Consider the following 16,475-nt stretch of genomic DNA (forward strand, 5'->3'; position numbering starts at 1 on the left):
CAACGGTGTTGTCGTACTGGTCATGAGGAGATCACTCCCATGATCGGACCGACCTCAGTCGGTCACACCGGCCCGTCACTCCTTGGACGGCGGCTCGCTCCTCATGGTGTCCGCACCGGACGCCCCTTCGCCTCTGCCGTCCCGCACGGCCAGGAGGAGGAAGACCGCGCCTGCTGTCTTCTTGAACGCCCTGCGCCGGTCATCGCCTGCGACCACTGGCCGAGCTGCGCCGGGGCCTTGCCCGACTCGCCCACGAGGTGCGGCCGCTGAGACAGCCCCCGGGTGTGCCGGACGCCGGTTTTGAGCCGCGGACTCCTCAGGGAGGACCCGCGCGCCCGGTCAGTACCTACTGAGGTGCGGGCCGACGTGCCCCACGCCCTGATCGGTGCCGACGGGGCAGGTGGCCCGCAACGATGACGCGACCGCGGCGGCAGGAAAGGGGGTCACAGATCGAGGATGAGATCCGCGGGTGGTTGTGAGCAGCAGATGAGCGCATTGCCCTCGGCCGGCAGGTCGATGGGGTCGGGGGAGTAGTCGACGCCGCCGGAGACGACCGCCGTTTCGCAGGTGTGACAGACACCGGTACGGCACGACCACCGCACCGGGACGTCGCATGCCTCGGCCAGTTCCAGGAGTGTGCCGTAGCCGGGGTCCCAGGGAACGGTCAGGCTGCTGCGGGCGAAAGTGACGGCGGGGCCAGTGCCCGGTCCGGGCGGATGGGCGGGCAGATGGGGAGCCGGCGCATCGGTCGGAACCACTCCGGGCGTCATCGCGGTCACGGATCCGAAGGTCTCGGTGTGGATCCGCCCAGGGGCCAGGCCGCAGTCCACCAGTGCTTGTGTCATGTCGTCCATGAACGCCACCGGACCGCAGATGTAGGCGTTGGCGTCCCCCGGGATTCCAAGGTCCTCGAGAAGCTGGGCAGTGAGTCGGCCGGTTGCGGTGTAGTCGTCGCCGAGACGGTCGTCGTCGCGCGGTCGGCTGTAGGAGACATGCCATCGGCTGGACGGCAGGCGTGACAGCAGGGTGCGCGCCTCGTCGGCGAAAGGATGCTCGGCGCCGTCCCGAGCTCCGTGCACCCACCACACCGCGCGGGGATCACGGCTGTCGGCCAGCGCATGGAGCATGGCGAGCACCGGGGTGGCCCCGACGCCGGCGGAGACCAGCACGATGGCTGCCTCATCCTTGTCGAGAGTGAACGTGCCTCGCGGGGCAGCCACATCAAGGACGTCGCCGACCGTGACGTGTCGATGCAAGTAGCTGCTGCCCACGCCATGGGGTTCCTGTTTGACGCTGATCCGGTAGTGTGCGTCCCCCGGGGGCCCGGACAGGGAGTAGCTGCGAACAACCGGTGCGCCCTGCGGGTCGGGGCGCATCCTCACTGTGACGAACTGGCCGGGCAGCGCTGGTGGAAGCCGACTGCCGTCGGTGGAGGCGAGAGTGAGGGAAAAGATGCTCCTGCTCTCGGGGGCGATGTGCGTGACCGCCAGGGGACGGAAGCCCGGCCAGGCCGGCGGCGGGCTGCTCGCGGCGGCGGTCAGGCCCGTATTGCCTCCCGTATTGCCTGTTGTCCAGCCCTTCGAGTCGTAGTCGTCCAGGAGCGACTGCATGGACGTCTTCCAGCCGGGGCTGAGCGCGGGAATGCGGAGTGCCCGCTCCACCTGGGAGCGCGAACGCCCGGGTCTGTAGAGCACGGCGTCGATCTCCGCGACGGTCATCGCTTCCGGCCCCGTGGAGACTTTGACGATCTCGTCTCCGGCCTGGACGACCCCCTCGGCCAGGACCTTCAGGTAGAAACCGGGGCGTCCATGGGCGACCAGCAGGGCGGGCATCTGCGGCTCGTCCATGCGAAGACCTACGCGGTAGCACGTCACCCGGGGCTGTGTGACTTCGAACAACGCATCTCCGATGCGGTACTGGTCGCCGATGCACACCTCGTCGTCGGGCAGGCCGTCCACGGTGAAGTTCTCACCGAACTGGCCATGAGTGAAATCGTTGCGGTGCAGGTGCTCCTGCCAGTGCCGATAGGAGTCCACCTGGTACACCAGCACTGCTCGGTACGGCCCGCCGTGACCGGCGAGGTCGCCCTGGCCGTCTCCGTCGATGTTCAGTTTCCTGACCATCCGCGGGCCCGTGACCGGCTGCTTCCAGACACCCGTATGCGTCGCTCGGCCCTTCCAGGGAACATCGCGGGGCATCCCGACATTCACCGCGACGAGCGTGGCCATGGGCGCATCTCCCTGGTCGAGCGGACCGCCCCCACCGCTGCCACGCTAATACGCCAACTGTCGATGGCACGTGCAGGACACGTGACGCAGTGCCCTGCACGGACCTCCTTTCCACACAGGTCCGTGCTGCTCATGCGCGGGCCAAGGGTGGCGGGCTCTGCAGGAGAGGCTGCGCAGCAGTCGCAAGGGTCCGGATTCGCCGAGACCTCCGAGACCGACGTCTGAAAACCATCCCGTCCTGGGCACTGCTCCCCCGCAGGATCGCGCAATCGGCGCCGCCAACACATGCTTCTTGGCAGAATGAGCCGGCTCGCACACCGTGAAGGCCCACGAACCACACGGGTGTCCCTGGCCCAGCCGGGCGCTGTCACCGACATCATCCTGCAGGCAGCGCAGGCACGGTCCGGCCAAGCGTCCTCCTCCCCGTCACCTCGCCGAGGACCTCTTCTACGCCCAGGGGATCCGGGCGGTCGGCGTAGAACGCATTCAGCGTCTCGGGGGTCGGAAGAGCCTTGTTCTACCGACACTTCGCCGGCAATCGACCTGCCGAGCGGGCCGATTCCGGCTGCCGGTGGCCCGGGACGCCATGAAGGGCCTGCCGCGTCGGACGGCGCTTCGATGCACCGGGCACGACAGGCCCTCAGGACGGTCCCGGACGATCAGGCCGTGTGCAGCGTCAGCCCGTACCTGTTCAGGATCTCGTTGATCGGCTGGTGCCAGGTTTCACCGCCGCTGCTGCAGTTGCCCCAGCCGCCGGAGGTGACGCCCTGCGCCTGGTCCCCACTGATGAACGAGCCGCCCGAGTCGCCCGGCTCGGCGCACACGCTCGTCTTGGTCATCTGATAGACGGCGCCCTGGCTGTAGTTGACGGTCTCGTTCGTGGCCAGCACGTTCCCGCAGTGCCAGTGGGATGTGGACCCGGAGCGGCAGATCGAGGCACCGATGGGGGCCACCGCCGAACCCCGGACCAGCTGGTCGGAGACCGTACCCCAGCCGAGCACCACCGGGACGGTCCACCAGCCGTTGCCCACGCTCACCCAGGCGTAGTCGTCGCCCGGGAAGGAGGATCCCTGGAAGTTGCCGATGTACGAACCGTCCCAGCCGCTCACCCCGGCCCCCGGCCGGCCGCAGTGGCCCGCGGTGACGAAGCCGCCGTACACGGAGAAGCCGATGGAACACCGCACATTGCCCGTGTAATACGGATCGCCGCCGACCATCCCCGCGGAGAAGGTCTTCGGCGCCTGGGCCGTCAGCCGCACGAGGACGGGTCCGGCCTCACGAGCCCTCTTGACGAACGCGCGGACATCGTTGTCAGCCTCCGCAGAGGCAACGACGTTCACGATGACCCGGCCGCCTTGCGGATCGACGTGCCAGCTCGCGACACCGTCGGGCGCGGAGAGTCTGTCGAGCCGCGCCTTGACCGCGTCGAGCTGCCGGGCGCTGTGGGCCACCAGCCGAACGGCCGCACCCGTCGACCGTACGGCGTCGGCCTTCTTGTCGCTGGTGACAGCCACGGTGAGCCTGCTCGTGGCCGGATCGAACCAGGAACCACCGTACGACGATCCCGCGGCCCGTCGCGCCTTTCCCTGCAGGGCTGCTGCCGTCCTCTCCGCGGCCAGACGGGCCTTGGCCTGGCTCTCGGTCAGACCGAGGTCCTTCTGCACCGCGAGGAGCAGGCCGGTCGACGCCTGTGCCCGGGAGACGGACGCATGGGCGGAAGAGGCGGAGGGAGCGTCCGCGGCGGAGGCCGGAGCGAGGCCGACGGTTGCCCAGGCACCGAGAAGGAGCAGGGCGGACAGACCGGTGCGTAACACAGTCGTACGTCTCAAGGGAGTGGGCCCTTCTGTTGTTCCGATGTGTGGGGGAGGAACAGCAGCCGCCCGAGAGGTCTCATCTGAGAGCGCTCTCAGCGTGTGCCGCAACGGACTGTAGCCCAGAGTATCGGTCAGGTCCATGCCAATAGATGAACCCGTGCCCGCCGGATACGGCGCCCGGATCGCGGCATCAGGGGTCTCCCCCGGATCCTCGGCGCGCCCTCGGCACCCTGCCCGGGTTGTCGCTCCGCCGGCAAACACGGAAGGTGGAGCCGGTGGCTGTCCACTCACAGGAAAGTGCAGGTGAAGAGCAGTGACCATCACACCGTCCTCCGCAGCCGGTATCCGTGCGCCGGACACCGGAATCGCACGGGAAGCGGACCAGCTGGTCCGGGACACCACGAGCGAACTCATCTACCACCACTCACGGCGCGTCTTCTGGTTCGGCGCCCTGCAGGGACGCCGTCGCGATCTGAGCTTCGACCCCGAACTCCTCTACATCGGCGCCCTCTTCCACGACCTCGGGCTCGGCGAAAGCTTCCACGGGAGCGGCCGGCGGTTCGAGGTGGACAGCGCGGACGAGGCCCGGCGATTCCTCCGGTCGCACCATGTGCCGGAGGACAGCATCCGGCGCGTGTGGACGGCCATCGCGCTGCACACGACGCCCGGCATCCCGCAGTTCATGGAGCCGGAAGTAGCTCTGGTGACGGCCGGGGTCGAATACGACGTGCTCGGTATCGGGTACGAGGACATCTCGGAGGCCGACCGGGCGGAGATTGTCGCCCTGCATCCGCGGCCGGACTTCAAGCGGCGCATTCTCGCTGCGTTCACCGACGGGATCCAGCCGAAACCGGAGACGACCTTCGGGAATGTGAAGGCCGATGTATTGCAGCACTATGTGCCCGGTTTCGAGCGCGGAGACTTCGTCCGTACGATCCTCGACTCCCCCTGGCCGGAGTGAGCGGGCGCAACCGATCCGCACCGGGCGGCGCCGCGGTGGCCGTTCAGCCCGCCTGGCCGATCGCACTCCGGAGCATGGCCACGGTCGTGGCGGCCGCCCGACGCTCCGTGTCGTCCTCTGTCGTACGCACACGCTCCTCCAGGAGCACAATGGCGGCCTGGAGAACCCCGATGCGCACCGGAACGCTCCGCATTCCTGCCAGTACCGCGGCCGCCTGCTCCGCCGGAGTCACGCTCGCAGCCTGCGGGATGAGGGTGGTGATGCCGCGCCCGAGCGCACGGTCGCGGGGCGGTTGAGGTGCTGTGGTCACCGTAGAAGTCTGCCGCACCGGATCCCTGGATTCGGTCAGCGACTTGGCCGTTGTCCGTCGGCTTCATGGTTGATGTGTGCGTAGACGCGCCTCAACATGTCTTCCAGCTGCGTGCGTTCGTCTTCGGTCAGCGGCGCCAGAAGGTCTTCCTGCACGTTCCGGGTGTCCGACTGGATCTCTGCGAGCACGGATCGGCTCGCCGGTGTCGGTGTGACGGTGACGCGGCGCCGATCGTCGGCGTCGCGGGCGCGGTCCACCAGGCCTGCGACCGCGAGATCGTCCACGACCTTCACGACGTCACTGCGGTCGATCGCAAGTCTGGACGCCAACTCCCTTTGCACATGCGGGCCGAAGTCGACGAGCGCGGCAAGTACAGCCATGTGCCACAGCCGCAGGTCACGCTCGGCCAGCCGCTCCGCGACCCGGTTCCTCGCCGCCTTGCCCGTCTTGGACAGCAGGTAGGGCCTGAGTTCCAGAAGGCTGGGCGGTGTCTCGTTCATCGCCCATATCGTAGGGTCGAGCCGAATAATGGGTCCACACCTATTATTTGCGCTCTGGGAGGGCCTTCCGATGGACGCGCTGCACCCCCGCCTGCTGGTCAGCAGGTTCACCGAATGCTTCCTCTTCTACGACGCAGTACTGCCCCGGCTGATCGGGGCGGTCCGGGCGAGCGGCAGCGCGTCCGGACCGTATGCCCACTGGGACGTCGACGGCCAGGGTGTGCTGGTGCTCTTCGACCGCGGGGCCATGGCGACGGTTGCCAGGACGGCAGATCTGCCCGCCACCGCACCGTCGGCGCAGGACAGCTCGATGTTCGTCTGCCGGGTCACCGATGTCGACACCGGACTGGCGCTGTGCCTGGAACACGGCGCCTCACTGGTCGCCGGTTCCTGCGACCGGCCGGACTGGGGACCGAACCTCCGCACCGCCCATGTGCGCGATCCCGAAGGGCATCTGATCGAGCTTCAGTCGTACTGATCAGATGTCACTGATCGACGTCGGGGGCGCAGCCGGACCACCGGGGGCCTCCAGCGGTTTCCCGTCAGCGCAGATCGAACACCAGGCGCCCCGCCACCTTGCCGTTCAGCACCTCGTCGATCGAGGAGTTGATGTCATCCAGACGGCGAACCTCCCGGACGACGCGGGTGCGGCCCAGCAGGTGCAGCCGGAAGACCTCGGCAAGGTCCTCGCGGGTTCCGACGATCGAGCCGACGACCTTCGTACCGTTCAGCACCGTATCGAACACGGGCAGTTCCCACGTGCCTTCCGCCGGGAGCACCACGAGGACGAGCGTGCCGCCGCGGCGCAGCGCGCCGTAGGCGGCACCGAACGATTCGTTACTCACCGCGAGGGAGATGGCCGCGTCGGCGCCTCTGAGCCGCTGCGCCTCCTCGGCAACGTTCTGGACCCGGGCGTCGATGACACATGGTCGGCGCCCAGTTCCCGGGCGAGAGCCAGCTTCTCGTCGGTGACGTCGACGGCGATGGTCTCCGCCCCGAAGATCCGCGCGTACTGCAGGGCGAGGTGACCGAGACCGCCGATGCCGGAGACGAGAGCGCGGGTGCCCGGGCGTACGCCGGACAGCTTGACCGCCTTGTACGTGGTGACGCCCGCGCAGGTCAGGGGCGCCGCATCAAGCGGGTCGATCCCGTCGGGAACGGGCACTGCATAGCTGCCGTGCGCCAGCGCGTACTCGGTGTGGCTCCCGTCGACGGAATAGCCGCTGCTCTGCTGCTGCAGGCAGAGCGTCTCCCAGCCCGAGACACAATGGTCGCAATGTCCGCACGCCTCGCCGAGCCAGGGGATGGCCACCCGGTCCCCCACCCTCAGGCGGGAGACGCGGTCACCAGCGGCCTGGACAATGCCGATGCCCTCGTGTCCGGGCACGAACGGTGGACTCGGCTTGACCGGCCAGTCGCCCTGCGCGGCATGAATGTCGGTGTGACACAGCCCGGACGTCTCCATCCGCACCAGAACCTGGTGCCCGGCCGGGGTCGGTACCGGCCGCTCCTCGATGACGAGGGGTTCGGCGAAGCTGCGGACAACAGCGGCTTTCATGGACACTCCTCCGCTTCGGACGGGCGCGTCGGGCCGACGTCACCGCGCCGAATCCGGATACGGACCATGCATCCCATGCAGTGACAAAAGCCTCGGAACAGAGTATTTCGAATCTCCGGTGTGCGCTCGTCCGACGATCGCAGCCCATCATGGGCGCGACCCGCCATTCAGCAAGCAGCGGTCACGGTCGCGCCCAGGTGCGCATGGCGGTGCGTGAAGCGAAGGCGGCCACGTCCTTGTCGTGCGGGTGGTCGGCGTACTGATGGATACGCCAGGTCGCCTTGATACGGGGATGACCGGCGGTCACGTAGTCGGCGATCCACAGACCGTCGCCGGTGTACGACGTGGCGTCGTGGTTCAGCCAGAAGTGCCGGTTGCAGTAGAGCAGAACCCGGTGGTGCGGCCTCAGACGCTTGACCTCGCGGATGAAGCGGTCCTTCTCGGCATTGCTCGCCCACGTTCCGTCGCCGGTCACTTCCCAGTCCACGGCGAGCAGATCGCCCGCCTTCTCCGGGGCCCTGCTCACGAAGTACTCTGCCTGCGCGGTGAGGTTTCCCGGCCACAGGAAGTGATAGAAGCCGACCACGCATTCTGCGTCCCTGGCTCGCTTGACCTGTGCGGACAGGTGCGGGTTGACGTACGAACGGCCCTCGGTGGCCTTGATGAAGACGAAGTCCAGTCCGTCCGTGTCGAAGGACGACTGATACGAGCTGACATCGACGCCATGCAGCATGGGCACCGCCTTCAAGTGGGCTCTGTGGTTCCGTTTCTCTTTCTGTACCTGCCCGCAGCCGCCGGTTCCCATCCGTCCCTCCCCAAGGGGAACGTTCTTCCGGCCACCCGGAATAGCTCTCTGTATCGACGAGTTGGTGAAGCGACAAGACCGCATTGCACTTCGCAGGCACCATCGGAAGGTCGGATCCATGAAGATCGGCATCATCGGAGCAGGCAACATCGGCGGCAACCTGACCCGGCGTCTCACCGCGCTCGGCCACGACGTGTCCGTCGCCAATTCCCGTGGCCCGCAGACGCTCACGGCGCTCGCCGAGGAGACCGGAGCCACCCCGGTCACCGTGGCGGACGCGGCACGAGGGGCGCGCGTCGTCGTCGTCACCATCCCGGTCAAGGCCGTTCCCGGCCTGCCCGCCGGGTTCCTCGACGGGGCGGCGGAGGGTGTGGTCGTCATCGACACCGGCAACTACTACCCGCAGCAGCGCGACGGCCGTATCGCCGCCATCGAGGACGGCCTGCCGGAGAGCAGGTGGACCGAGAAGCAGATCGGCCACCCGGTGATCAAGGCGTTCAACGGGACGTATGCGGAGGACATCCTCTCCAAGCCGCTCCCGAAGGGCAGCCCCGGCCGTCAGGCCCTGCCGGTCGCCGGTGACGACCCGGCCGCCAAGCAGACCGTGCGCAACCTCATCGACGAGCTCGGCTTCGACACGGTGGACGCAGGCGGTCTGGACGAGTCGTGGCGCCAGCAGCCGGGCACGCCCGTCTACGGCAACCAGGGCGATGCCGAGACCATCGCGAAGGCGCTGGCCGAGGCGTCCCCGGAGCGTACGGCGGAGTGGCGCGCCTGACGGATCGGCGCGCCGCTCCGTCCATCGGCGACGGGGCGGGTGGCGGTCGGACTTCCGCCCGGAGCCCGCCCCCTCGTCGGTCCCGGGGCTCACGCTCAGTTGTCGAAGCCCGTGCTGCGACTGACCTTCTCCCAGACCGCTGTCTCGACACGGGCGGTGTCGAGGGCGGCGAGGACCGCGTCGGTCGCGTCGTCGCCGAGCGGCAGCCGCAGCGGCGTCCTCTCGGCGGCCAGCGCGGTCAGGATCGCCGTGGCTGCCTTGTCGGGGTCTCCCTCCTGCTTGCCGTCCGAGCCGGGAAGGTTGGTACGGACCGGGCCGACCGACTCCGCGTACGCGGGGATGGCCGCGGTCTGGCGCAGTGCGCCTCCCCCGGCAAATCCGGTCCGGAACGATCCGGGTTCGACGATCAGGACCTTGATCCCATGCGGGGCCACCTCGGCCGCGAGTGCCTCGGAGAGACCTTCCAGGGCGAACTTGGTCGCGGAGTAGGCGCCGACGCCGGGGAACGACAGCCGGCCGCCCATGCTGCTCATCTGCACGATCGCCCCTGAACCTTGGCGGCGCATGTGCGGCAGCGCCGCGCGGACCAGGGCGGCGGGGCCGAAGAAGTGCAGGTCCATCAGATCCCTCAGTTCGCGATCGGTGGTCTCCTCGACCGCCCCGACCAGCCCGAGACCAGCGTTGTTGACGAGGACATCGATCCTCCCGTACCAGAGCACCGTGTCGGCGACGACGGCGGCAATGCGCGCCTGGTCGGTGACGTCCAGTTGGAGGGCGACCGCTCGGTCGGGGTGTGCGGCGATCAGGTCGTCGAGCGCCTCGGGCCTACGGGCTGTGGCCACGACGGTGTCTCCGGCGGCAAGGGCTGCTGCGGCGATCGACCGGCCGAAGCCGGAGGATGCTCCCGTGATCAGCCAGACACGGCCGGCGGGCTCGGTGCGGGCATCCGGCGTGGTGGCGGTCTCGGCATTCATTCATGACTCCACTTGTCCAAAGGGGTGTTGCGCGGTTCCGTTATGTCAGCCGACGCCGCTGGTGGTCCAAGACAGAGCCTCCCTCGCTCCATAAAGACGATTTATCATCGCTGGATGGAGCTGCGTCAGCTGCACTACCTCACCGTGATCGCCGACGAGGGGAATCTGGGACGGGCCGCCCAACGGCTGTACGTCAGCCAACCGGCCCTGTCCTACGCGCTGAAGAGCCTGGAATCGGAACTCGGTGTACGGCTCTTCGAACGGCACGCGGGTGGCGTGGCCGCCACCGCCGCCGGACTCGATGTCATCACGGAGGCCCGTCTCACCCTGCGTCAGTCCGAGCGGGTGACAGCCACCGCCGAACGGCACCGGCGCGGCGAGACGGGCGTCCTGCGGGTGGGGTTCGAGGCGAGCGGGGCGGGCGAGCTGACCACCCGGGCCAGGGCGGAGTTCGCGCGGCGTCACCCGGGCGTACGGGTGGCGCCGAAGCGGTACGACTGGGGCCAGGAGGCCGCTGCGCTGCGCGACGGGCTTACCGATGTCGCCTTTGTCTGGCTGCCCAATGACCTGACGGGGCTGCATGCCGAGGTCGTGCACTCCGAGCCACGGGTCGTCGGTCTGCCGTCCGGGCATCCGCTCGCCGGCCGCACCGGTGTCTCCGTACTCGATGTCCGCGACGAGCCGTTGATGTGGACGGAGCGGGCGCCTCGCGAGTGGGTGGACTGGTGGGCGGTCAACCCCAGGCCGGACGGGTCGAGCCCGCGCTGGGGCCCGACCAACGACAATGTCGAGGAGATGCTGGAGCAGGTCGCGGAGGGGTCAGCGATCTGCTTCGCACCCTCCAGCATGGCGCAGTACTACGCCCGGCCGAATCTCTCGTGGGTCCCGCTGACCGATGCGGAGCCGCTGCGGACCGTTCTCGCCTGGGTGGACGGCGCGGACAACGCCCTGGTGCGGGGCTTCGCCGAGGTCGTACGTGAACTCGTCTCCGACGCACGGGCGTTGTCCGACAAGTGACTACCGTGCATCGTCCGGTGCGGCCGGGAGGCTGTCCATGAACGAGCTGACGGAGAACACGGCGCGACCGGGTCCGGGCGGACCGTATCCGGGCGGCGAGCTGAGCCCGTACTCCTCCATCGTCGAGCGGTACGCGTCCAGCAGCCGGATGTGGTACTCCAATGGCGCACCGTCCGGATTGGTCTTTCCCAGTGGCGTGGTGGGCTCCGGGCACCAGGTGGTGAAGCGCGGGGTGATGCCGTGCGACATGAAGAACCGCAGGCCCTCGGTGGTCGAGTCGATGGCCTCGTCGACGGTCGTGAAACCGAACGGCTCGGCCATCTCCACGCCCGCCACGAAGTTGGGAATGACGTTGCGGGCGCCGAAGACCTCGGCGGAGTCCAGGATCCGGCGGTGCCACTCGTCGCGGCCCACGTAGCGCTCCTTGCCGGGGCAGTACAGCTCGAACAGCCTGCGGTCCCACACTTCGTAGTTGGGGTGGTAGATCCGGACGCCGTAGTCATGGAATCGCTGGACATCGGCTTTCGGCAGTGCCTGCGCGACAACCTTGCCGATCCAGCGGCCGGGAAAGGCGTCCTCGATCGCCTTGGCATACTGCCCGTAGAAGTCGGCTTCGTCGCGCCCGCCGATGTGGGAGGTGATGGCGCCGCCGGTCAGGGTGTAGGCGGTGGAGGTCTTCGCGGTGTCGTAGCGGTCGATGATGGCGAGTGCTTCCAGCACCTCCTCGACCGGCTTGACCCCGGTGTAGGGGCGTCCCGCCGCCTTGTGCTGGCGCCAGTTGTGGTTGATGTCGCAGTACTGGCACTCCTCCTTGGCACCGAAGTACTGGCAGACGCGGAAGACCGTCAGATAGACGAGGTAGCCCCACTGGATGGTGGGCGCGACCTCCATCACCGACTTGCCGTTGGCGAGCGTGTGCCGGTAGTAGTCCGGCATCGGCGGCAGGCCCACGTCCGAGATCCGCCTGCCGTCCAGGTACAGCCCCAGGACGCCGTCCTCGTCGGCCGCGACACGGTAGGGCGACGCAGGGTTCACCCGTACCGAAACAACCGTGCGGCGCAGCTCGTACGGGCCTCCGGTGAGCACGATCTCCTCCGGCGGGCGTCGCAGTGCGGCCGCTCCCAGCTCCGGCAGGGTGCCGTGGTCGAAGGAGAAGATGAAGTACGACTTCGGCTTGACGTCGCCGTCCTCGTTGTCACTGAGCGCGGACTCGTCAAACGCCACTCCGCCACGGAGCAGGTCCTCCTTGATGACGGCTTCCCGCGGCACGTGCGGGAACCGTTCCATGAGCCGCTCGATCAGGTGGGTGCGGCTCGTGGCAGTGCGGCTGGGGTCGTTGCGGCCGGTGTCGGTACGGCTGGACATGTACAGGGCTCCTCGGTCCGGTCGTCGAATGTTCTTCCGGGTACGCCACACTGTGCAACGAACCACGGACGTGATCCGTTCGCGACGCCCGTCCCAGCCCTGCGTTGGATCCTCTGGTGTACGGATTGCGTGGAGGGGCAAGGCCATCGAGACCCGGCACCCCGATGCGCGGAGGCCGCCGGCTCTCCCGTGCAGGCCGGATGCCGTCCGCGCGATGATGGCCATTGAATCGTTCTGGGAGGTGGCCACCGACGTGGCGAACACAGTCGACAGCATCCCGGCCCGACGGGTGCTCACCGATCCGGCCGGGCTCGTCAGGTACCAGCACGACGAGGCCGAGTGGGCTCCGTACGGAACGCCTCTGGCGGTGGTGCGGGCACAGACCACCGACGAGGTACGAGAGGTGGTGCGGCACTGTCTGACCCACCGCATTCCGCTGGTGCCGCGCGGGGCGGGCACGGGCCTGTCCGGTGGCGCGAACGCAGTCGACGGGTCGATCGTCCTGTCCTTCGAGGACATGAACCGGATCGTCCACATCGACCCGGCGGAACGACTGGCCGTCGTCCAGCCCGGCGTGGTCAATGACGACCTGCGGGCGGCCTGCGCGGAGCACGGGCTCTGGTACCCGCCTGATCCGGCGAGCTCGCCCAGGTCGACGATCGGCGGAAATGTCGCGACGAACGCCGGAGGCATGTGCTGCGTCAAGTACGGCGTGACTCGCGACTATGTGCTCGGCCTCGAAGCGGTCAACGGGCTCGGCGAGGTCGTGTCGTTGGGGCGGCGCACCGCGAAGGGAGTCGCGGGCTACGACCTGGCCGGGCTGATCGTCGGTTCCGAAGGCACGCTCGGAGTGATCACGGAGATCACGGTCCGGCTGCGTCCGGCGCGACCGCAGGAGCGGACCGTGGCCGGGTACTTCGCGTCGGTGGTCGCCGCGGGTGAGGCGGTGAGTGCCGTAACCGCCTCGGGCGTGATCCCGTCGGCGCTCGAACTGGTCGACCGTCACTGCCTCGCCGCGGTCGACGCCTGGAAGAAGATGGGGCTGTCCACCGATGCCGACGTGGTCCTGCTCGGCCGCGTCGACACCCCGGGTGCCGAGGGCGATGCCGAGGCCGAGCTCGTACGGGACTGCTTCGAGCGGGCGGGTGCCACGTGGGCCGCGGTCTCCACGGACCAGCAGGAGGCGGATGCACTCTTCCAGGCGCGGCGGCTGGCGTATCCGGCGCTGGAGCGGCTCGGTCCGGTGCTCACCGAGGACGTCTGCGTGCCGCGTGCCGCGGTGCCGGAGATGCTGGCCCGGATCGAGCGGACGGGGGTCCGGCACGACATTCTGGTGGCCAATATCGCGCATGCCGGTGACGGCAATCTGCATCCGCTGATCATCACGCCGCCCGGGGACGAAGCGGCGCGGGCGCGCGCCCAGTCCGCCTTCGAGGACATCCTCGACGACGCGATCGCCCTGGGCGGCACCGTCACGGGCGAGCACGGGGTGGGGCTGCTGAAGATGCGTGGCCTGAGCAAGGAGCTGGGGCCCGCGGTGCTCGGCATGCATCACGCGGTGAAGGCGGCGCTGGATCCGCACGGGATCCTGAATCCCGGAAAGGTCCTCGGCGCCGGGCCGGGCGTTTCGGCGTAGCTCCCGGGTGTCGTCGCCGGTCGGACGGGTGGTCCGGGGGCCTTTGTCAGTGGGGCGACGCACACTGGCAGGAGTGCGGGACGGGTAAAGGGGACGAGGATGGGCAGCGAGGACGACACCGGTTTCGAACCGGCCACCGGGGACGGCCCTTTGGCCCCGGGGCCGGCGGAGAAGCGTGCCGCGTCGGTGCAGACGGCGTGGGAGGGGCTACTGCAGATCCGGCGACTGACCAACACCGGGCGGGCGGATCCCGAGGGCGTACCGGCTCAGTGGGAGCTGCATCGGAGGCTGCGGGCGGTCGCGCTGGCGCTGGAGGCGGCCGGTGTGCCCGCATCGGCCGTTGATGCGTCCGGGCAGCGGGTCGCTACCGGGTACCGCGTGCAGGAAGGCGGGACGCCCGGCACCGTACGGGTGGAGTGGCTCGGTCCGCCCGGCAGCGGGGCTGCGCACGAGGAGGAGGCGGAACTGACCCGGTGCGCGGCCGCGCTGGGGCAGCTGGGCTGGACGGCGCTGCTGTACCGGGGGCCGCGACGCCGACGGTTCCTGGAGGTCGAGCCCTGAAAGTTCACACGTTCAAGACCTGAACGCGCGGTGGCACAGAATCCCGCAATACAAGGTCTGTACCAACTCCTTGACGCCCTCTCATGCCATCACTTAAATCAAGAAGTGAATTAAGAAGCGGTGTCGAGCCTCCTCCCGGGCATCGGTCCGCCATGCAATCTGTCATGTTCATGATTGCCCCATGAAGAGTGGTGTGATGACTGTGCGAACCCCCAGACGGCGCCGGATGGCGCTGTATGTCGTGGCTCTGCTCTGCTGCTCAGGTGCGGTGACCGCTGCCCCCGCCGACGCCACGCCCGCACCCGAGCCACGCGTTGTCGCCGCCGCGGCGACAACGTTCTCCGACGACTTCAACGGTCCGGCCGGATCGGCGGTCGACGGAAGCAAGTGGCAGACCGAGACCGGCGACAACGTCAACAACCACGAGCGCCAGTACTACACGGCGGGCAACAGCAACGCCGCCCTCGACGGCCAGGGCAATCTCGTCATCACCGCCCGCAAGGACAATCCGGGCAACTACCAGTGCTGGTACGGCCGGTGCGAGTACACCTCGGCCCGGCTGAACACGGCCGGCAAGTTCACCTCGACCTACGGGCACATCGAGACCAGGATGAAGATCCCGCGCGGTCAGGGCATGTGGCCCGCGTTCTGGATGCTCGGCGACGACATCGGCAGCGTGGGCTGGCCCAACAGCGGCGAGATCGACATCATGGAGAACGTCGGCTTCGAACCCGGCACGGTCCACGGCACCATCCACGGCCCCGGGTACTCCGGCTCCGGCGGCATCGGGGCCGGCTACGCCCTGCCCGGCGACCAGGCGTTCGCCGACGCCTTCCACACCTTCGCGGTGGACTGGGCACCCGACTCGATCACCTGGTCCGTGGACGGCACCGTCTACCAGCGGCGCACACCTGCCGATCTCGGTGGGAAGAGCTGGGTGTTCAACAAGCCGTTCTTCATCATCATGAATCTCGCGGTCGGCGGCTACTGGCCCGGCGACCCCGACGGCAGCACCACCTTCCCGCAGCACCTCGTCGTCGACTACGTGCACGTCACCACCAGTGACAGCGGATCCGACGGTACGGGCGGCACCATCACGGGGCTGGGTGGCAAGTGCGTGGACGTGGCGGGCGCCTCCGCCGCCAACGGGACAGCGGTCCAGCTCTACGACTGCAACGGAACCGCCGCCCAGAAGTGGACCGTAGGCTCCGACGGGACGATCCGCGCGCTCGGCAAGTGCCTCGACGTCAAGGACAACAGCACGGCCGACGGAGCCCAGCTCCAGCTCTGGGACTGCACCGGCGGAGGCAATCAGCGCTGGGGTGTGTCCGGTGCCCGGGACATCGTGAACGTCCAGGCCGACAAGTGCATGGACGCCACCGGCAACGCCTCCGCCAACGGCACCCGGCTCCAGATCTGGACCTGTGCCGGAACCGCCAACCAGAAGTGGACGGTGAACGCGGCATGAGCCCCCTCCCCGGCTCGCGCCGCCGCCTCGGGCCGCTCGCCCTGCCGGCAGCGCTCCTCCTCGCCGCCGGAGCCTCGCTCGTCACCCTGCCCGCCGCCGCCAGTGCCGCGACCACCGGCACCGGATCGATCACCGGGCTGGGCGGCAAGTGCGTGGACGTGGCGGGCGCCTCCGCCGCCAACGGGACAGCGGTCCAGCGGCTACTGCAACCCCCTTCCGGGCGGCCACGACCCGATCTGCCCGTGCTGCGCACCGCCGCTGATCCACGTCGGCTCGGCGTTCGCCGCGCCGCGGCGTCCGGACACGGATGCCCGGCGGACCTTTCCGTCCTACTGAATGCGGACCTCCGCTTCCACAAAGGCTGCTGCGTCGGCCCCGGCCACCGTCCACGCACCATGAGCGAGGTGTGCGTGCGGTTGGCCTACGCGCGCCACCGGGGAGCCGTTCGCCCGCGCGCTGGTCCGCCCGGAGCTGTCCTGACCTGCCGGGACCTCCGGCAG

General features: G+C 68.8%; 14 protein-coding genes and 2 pseudogenes. 8 read left to right on the forward strand and 8 right to left on the reverse strand.

Features of this window, described 5'->3' with window-relative positions; translation table 11 throughout:
- Window positions 1–443: 443 nt before the first annotated feature.
- Both OG972_RS01375 and OG972_RS01380 read right to left on the reverse strand, forming a co-directional pair.
- Window positions 444–2,228, reverse strand: a complete 1,785-nt coding sequence (locus OG972_RS01375; protein ID WP_266977850.1) for an MOSC and FAD-binding oxidoreductase domain-containing protein — start codon at window positions 2,226–2,228, stop codon at window positions 444–446.
- A 659-nt stretch (window positions 2,229–2,887) separates the two neighbouring features.
- Window positions 2,888–4,057 carry a S1 family peptidase gene (locus OG972_RS01380; protein ID WP_266977851.1) on the reverse strand — a complete coding sequence of 390 codons (1,170 nt, stop codon included), beginning with the start codon at window positions 4,055–4,057 and terminating at the stop codon, window positions 2,888–2,890.
- 298 nt (window positions 4,058–4,355) lie between these two features.
- Between OG972_RS01380 and OG972_RS01385 the strand changes: the two genes are divergently transcribed.
- Window positions 4,356–5,003 (forward strand): HD domain-containing protein, encoded by a 648-nt coding sequence (locus OG972_RS01385; protein WP_266977852.1) that lies wholly within the window; start codon window positions 4,356–4,358, stop codon window positions 5,001–5,003.
- Between the two features lie 43 nt (window positions 5,004–5,046).
- On the opposite strand, the gene OG972_RS01390 is transcribed toward OG972_RS01385, so the two are convergent.
- Both OG972_RS01390 and OG972_RS01395 read right to left on the reverse strand, forming a co-directional pair.
- Window positions 5,047–5,313 carry a hypothetical protein gene (locus tag OG972_RS01390; protein WP_266977853.1) on the reverse strand — a complete coding sequence of 89 codons (267 nt, stop codon included), beginning with the start codon at window positions 5,311–5,313 and terminating at the stop codon, window positions 5,047–5,049.
- Between the two features lie 35 nt (window positions 5,314–5,348).
- Complete coding sequence (locus tag OG972_RS01395; protein ID WP_266977854.1) at window positions 5,349–5,813, reverse strand: MarR family winged helix-turn-helix transcriptional regulator; 465 nt, start codon at window positions 5,811–5,813, stop codon at window positions 5,349–5,351.
- A gap of 70 nt (window positions 5,814–5,883) precedes the next feature.
- Between OG972_RS01395 and OG972_RS01400 the strand changes: the two genes are divergently transcribed.
- Complete coding sequence (locus OG972_RS01400) at window positions 5,884–6,291, forward strand: glyoxalase/bleomycin resistance/extradiol dioxygenase family protein (RefSeq protein ID WP_266977855.1); 408 nt, start codon at window positions 5,884–5,886, stop codon at window positions 6,289–6,291.
- A gap of 64 nt (window positions 6,292–6,355) precedes the next feature.
- Here OG972_RS01400 and adhP read toward each other — a convergent pair.
- Window positions 6,356–7,371, reverse strand: a pseudogene (gene adhP / locus OG972_RS01405) (alcohol dehydrogenase AdhP).
- A gap of 181 nt (window positions 7,372–7,552) precedes the next feature.
- Window positions 7,553–8,104, reverse strand: a complete 552-nt coding sequence (locus tag OG972_RS01410; protein ID WP_266977856.1) for a glycoside hydrolase family 25 protein — start codon at window positions 8,102–8,104, stop codon at window positions 7,553–7,555.
- Between OG972_RS01410 and OG972_RS01415 the strand changes: the two genes are divergently transcribed.
- Entirely contained in the window at window positions 8,103–8,954 is an 852-nt protein-coding gene (locus OG972_RS01415; protein WP_266977857.1) for an NADPH-dependent F420 reductase, read from the forward strand. The genes OG972_RS01410 and OG972_RS01415 overlap by 2 nt on opposite strands.
- Before the next feature lie 95 nt (window positions 8,955–9,049).
- Here the strand turns inward: OG972_RS01415 and OG972_RS01420 are convergent, their stop codons facing one another.
- Window positions 9,050–9,928 carry an oxidoreductase gene (locus OG972_RS01420; protein ID WP_266977858.1) on the reverse strand — a complete coding sequence of 293 codons (879 nt, stop codon included), beginning with the start codon at window positions 9,926–9,928 and terminating at the stop codon, window positions 9,050–9,052.
- 114 nt (window positions 9,929–10,042) lie between these two features.
- On the opposite strand from OG972_RS01420, the gene OG972_RS01425 reads away from it, so the two are divergent.
- Entirely contained in the window at window positions 10,043–10,945 is a 903-nt protein-coding gene (locus OG972_RS01425; protein ID WP_266977859.1) for a LysR family transcriptional regulator, read from the forward strand.
- Here OG972_RS01425 and OG972_RS01430 read toward each other — a convergent pair whose 3' ends face one another.
- The gene (locus OG972_RS01430; protein ID WP_266977860.1) at window positions 10,946–12,310 is read right to left on the reverse strand and encodes a radical SAM protein; all 1,365 of its coding nucleotides are present in this window, start codon (window positions 12,308–12,310) and stop codon (window positions 10,946–10,948) included.
- Between the two features lie 253 nt (window positions 12,311–12,563).
- Between OG972_RS01430 and OG972_RS01435 the strand changes: the two genes are divergently transcribed.
- From OG972_RS01435 to OG972_RS01450, 4 genes and pseudogenes are all read left to right on the forward strand, one after another.
- Window positions 12,564–13,946 (forward strand): FAD-binding oxidoreductase, encoded by a 1,383-nt coding sequence (locus OG972_RS01435; RefSeq protein ID WP_266990217.1) that lies wholly within the window; start codon window positions 12,564–12,566, stop codon window positions 13,944–13,946.
- Between the two features lie 99 nt (window positions 13,947–14,045).
- Window positions 14,046–14,507, forward strand: coding sequence for a hypothetical protein (locus OG972_RS01440; protein WP_266977861.1), 462 nt, complete (start codon window positions 14,046–14,048; stop codon window positions 14,505–14,507).
- Between the two features lie 196 nt (window positions 14,508–14,703).
- Window positions 14,704–15,975 carry a family 16 glycosylhydrolase gene (locus tag OG972_RS01445; protein WP_266977862.1) on the forward strand — a complete coding sequence of 424 codons (1,272 nt, stop codon included), beginning with the start codon at window positions 14,704–14,706 and terminating at the stop codon, window positions 15,973–15,975.
- Window positions 15,976–16,209: 234 nt separating this feature from the next.
- A pseudogene (locus tag OG972_RS01450) lies at window positions 16,210–16,455 on the forward strand (deoxyxylulose-5-phosphate synthase); the annotation flags it as partial.
- Window positions 16,456–16,475: the final 20 nt, after the last annotated feature.

This window comes from Streptomyces sp. NBC_01669 (genome assembly GCF_026339735.1).
GTDB classification, from domain to species: domain Bacteria; phylum Actinomycetota; class Actinomycetes; order Streptomycetales; family Streptomycetaceae; genus Streptomyces; species Streptomyces yanii.

Excerpts from the sequence above, each read along its gene's own strand:
- OG972_RS01375 (WP_266977850.1), bottom strand. The coding sequence starts at position 2,228 with ATGGCCACGCTCGTCGCGGTGAATGTCGGGATGCCCCGCGATGTTCCC.
- OG972_RS01395 (WP_266977854.1), bottom strand. The coding sequence starts at position 5,813 with ATGAACGAGACACCGCCCAGCCTTCTGGAACTCAGGCCCTACCTGCTG.
- OG972_RS01400 (WP_266977855.1), top strand. The coding sequence starts at position 5,884 with ATGGACGCGCTGCACCCCCGCCTGCTGGTCAGCAGGTTCACCGAATGC.
- OG972_RS01415 (WP_266977857.1), top strand. The coding sequence starts at position 8,103 with ATGGGCACCGCCTTCAAGTGGGCTCTGTGGTTCCGTTTCTCTTTCTGT.
- OG972_RS01410 (WP_266977856.1), bottom strand. The coding sequence starts at position 8,104 with ATGCTGCATGGCGTCGATGTCAGCTCGTATCAGTCGTCCTTCGACACG.
- OG972_RS01420 (WP_266977858.1), bottom strand. The coding sequence starts at position 9,928 with ATGAATGCCGAGACCGCCACCACGCCGGATGCCCGCACCGAGCCCGCC.
- OG972_RS01425 (WP_266977859.1), top strand. The coding sequence starts at position 10,043 with ATGGAGCTGCGTCAGCTGCACTACCTCACCGTGATCGCCGACGAGGGG.
- OG972_RS01430 (WP_266977860.1), bottom strand. The coding sequence starts at position 12,310 with ATGTCCAGCCGTACCGACACCGGCCGCAACGACCCCAGCCGCACTGCC.
- OG972_RS01440 (WP_266977861.1), top strand. The coding sequence starts at position 14,046 with ATGGGCAGCGAGGACGACACCGGTTTCGAACCGGCCACCGGGGACGGC.
- OG972_RS01445 (WP_266977862.1), top strand. The coding sequence starts at position 14,704 with ATGACTGTGCGAACCCCCAGACGGCGCCGGATGGCGCTGTATGTCGTG.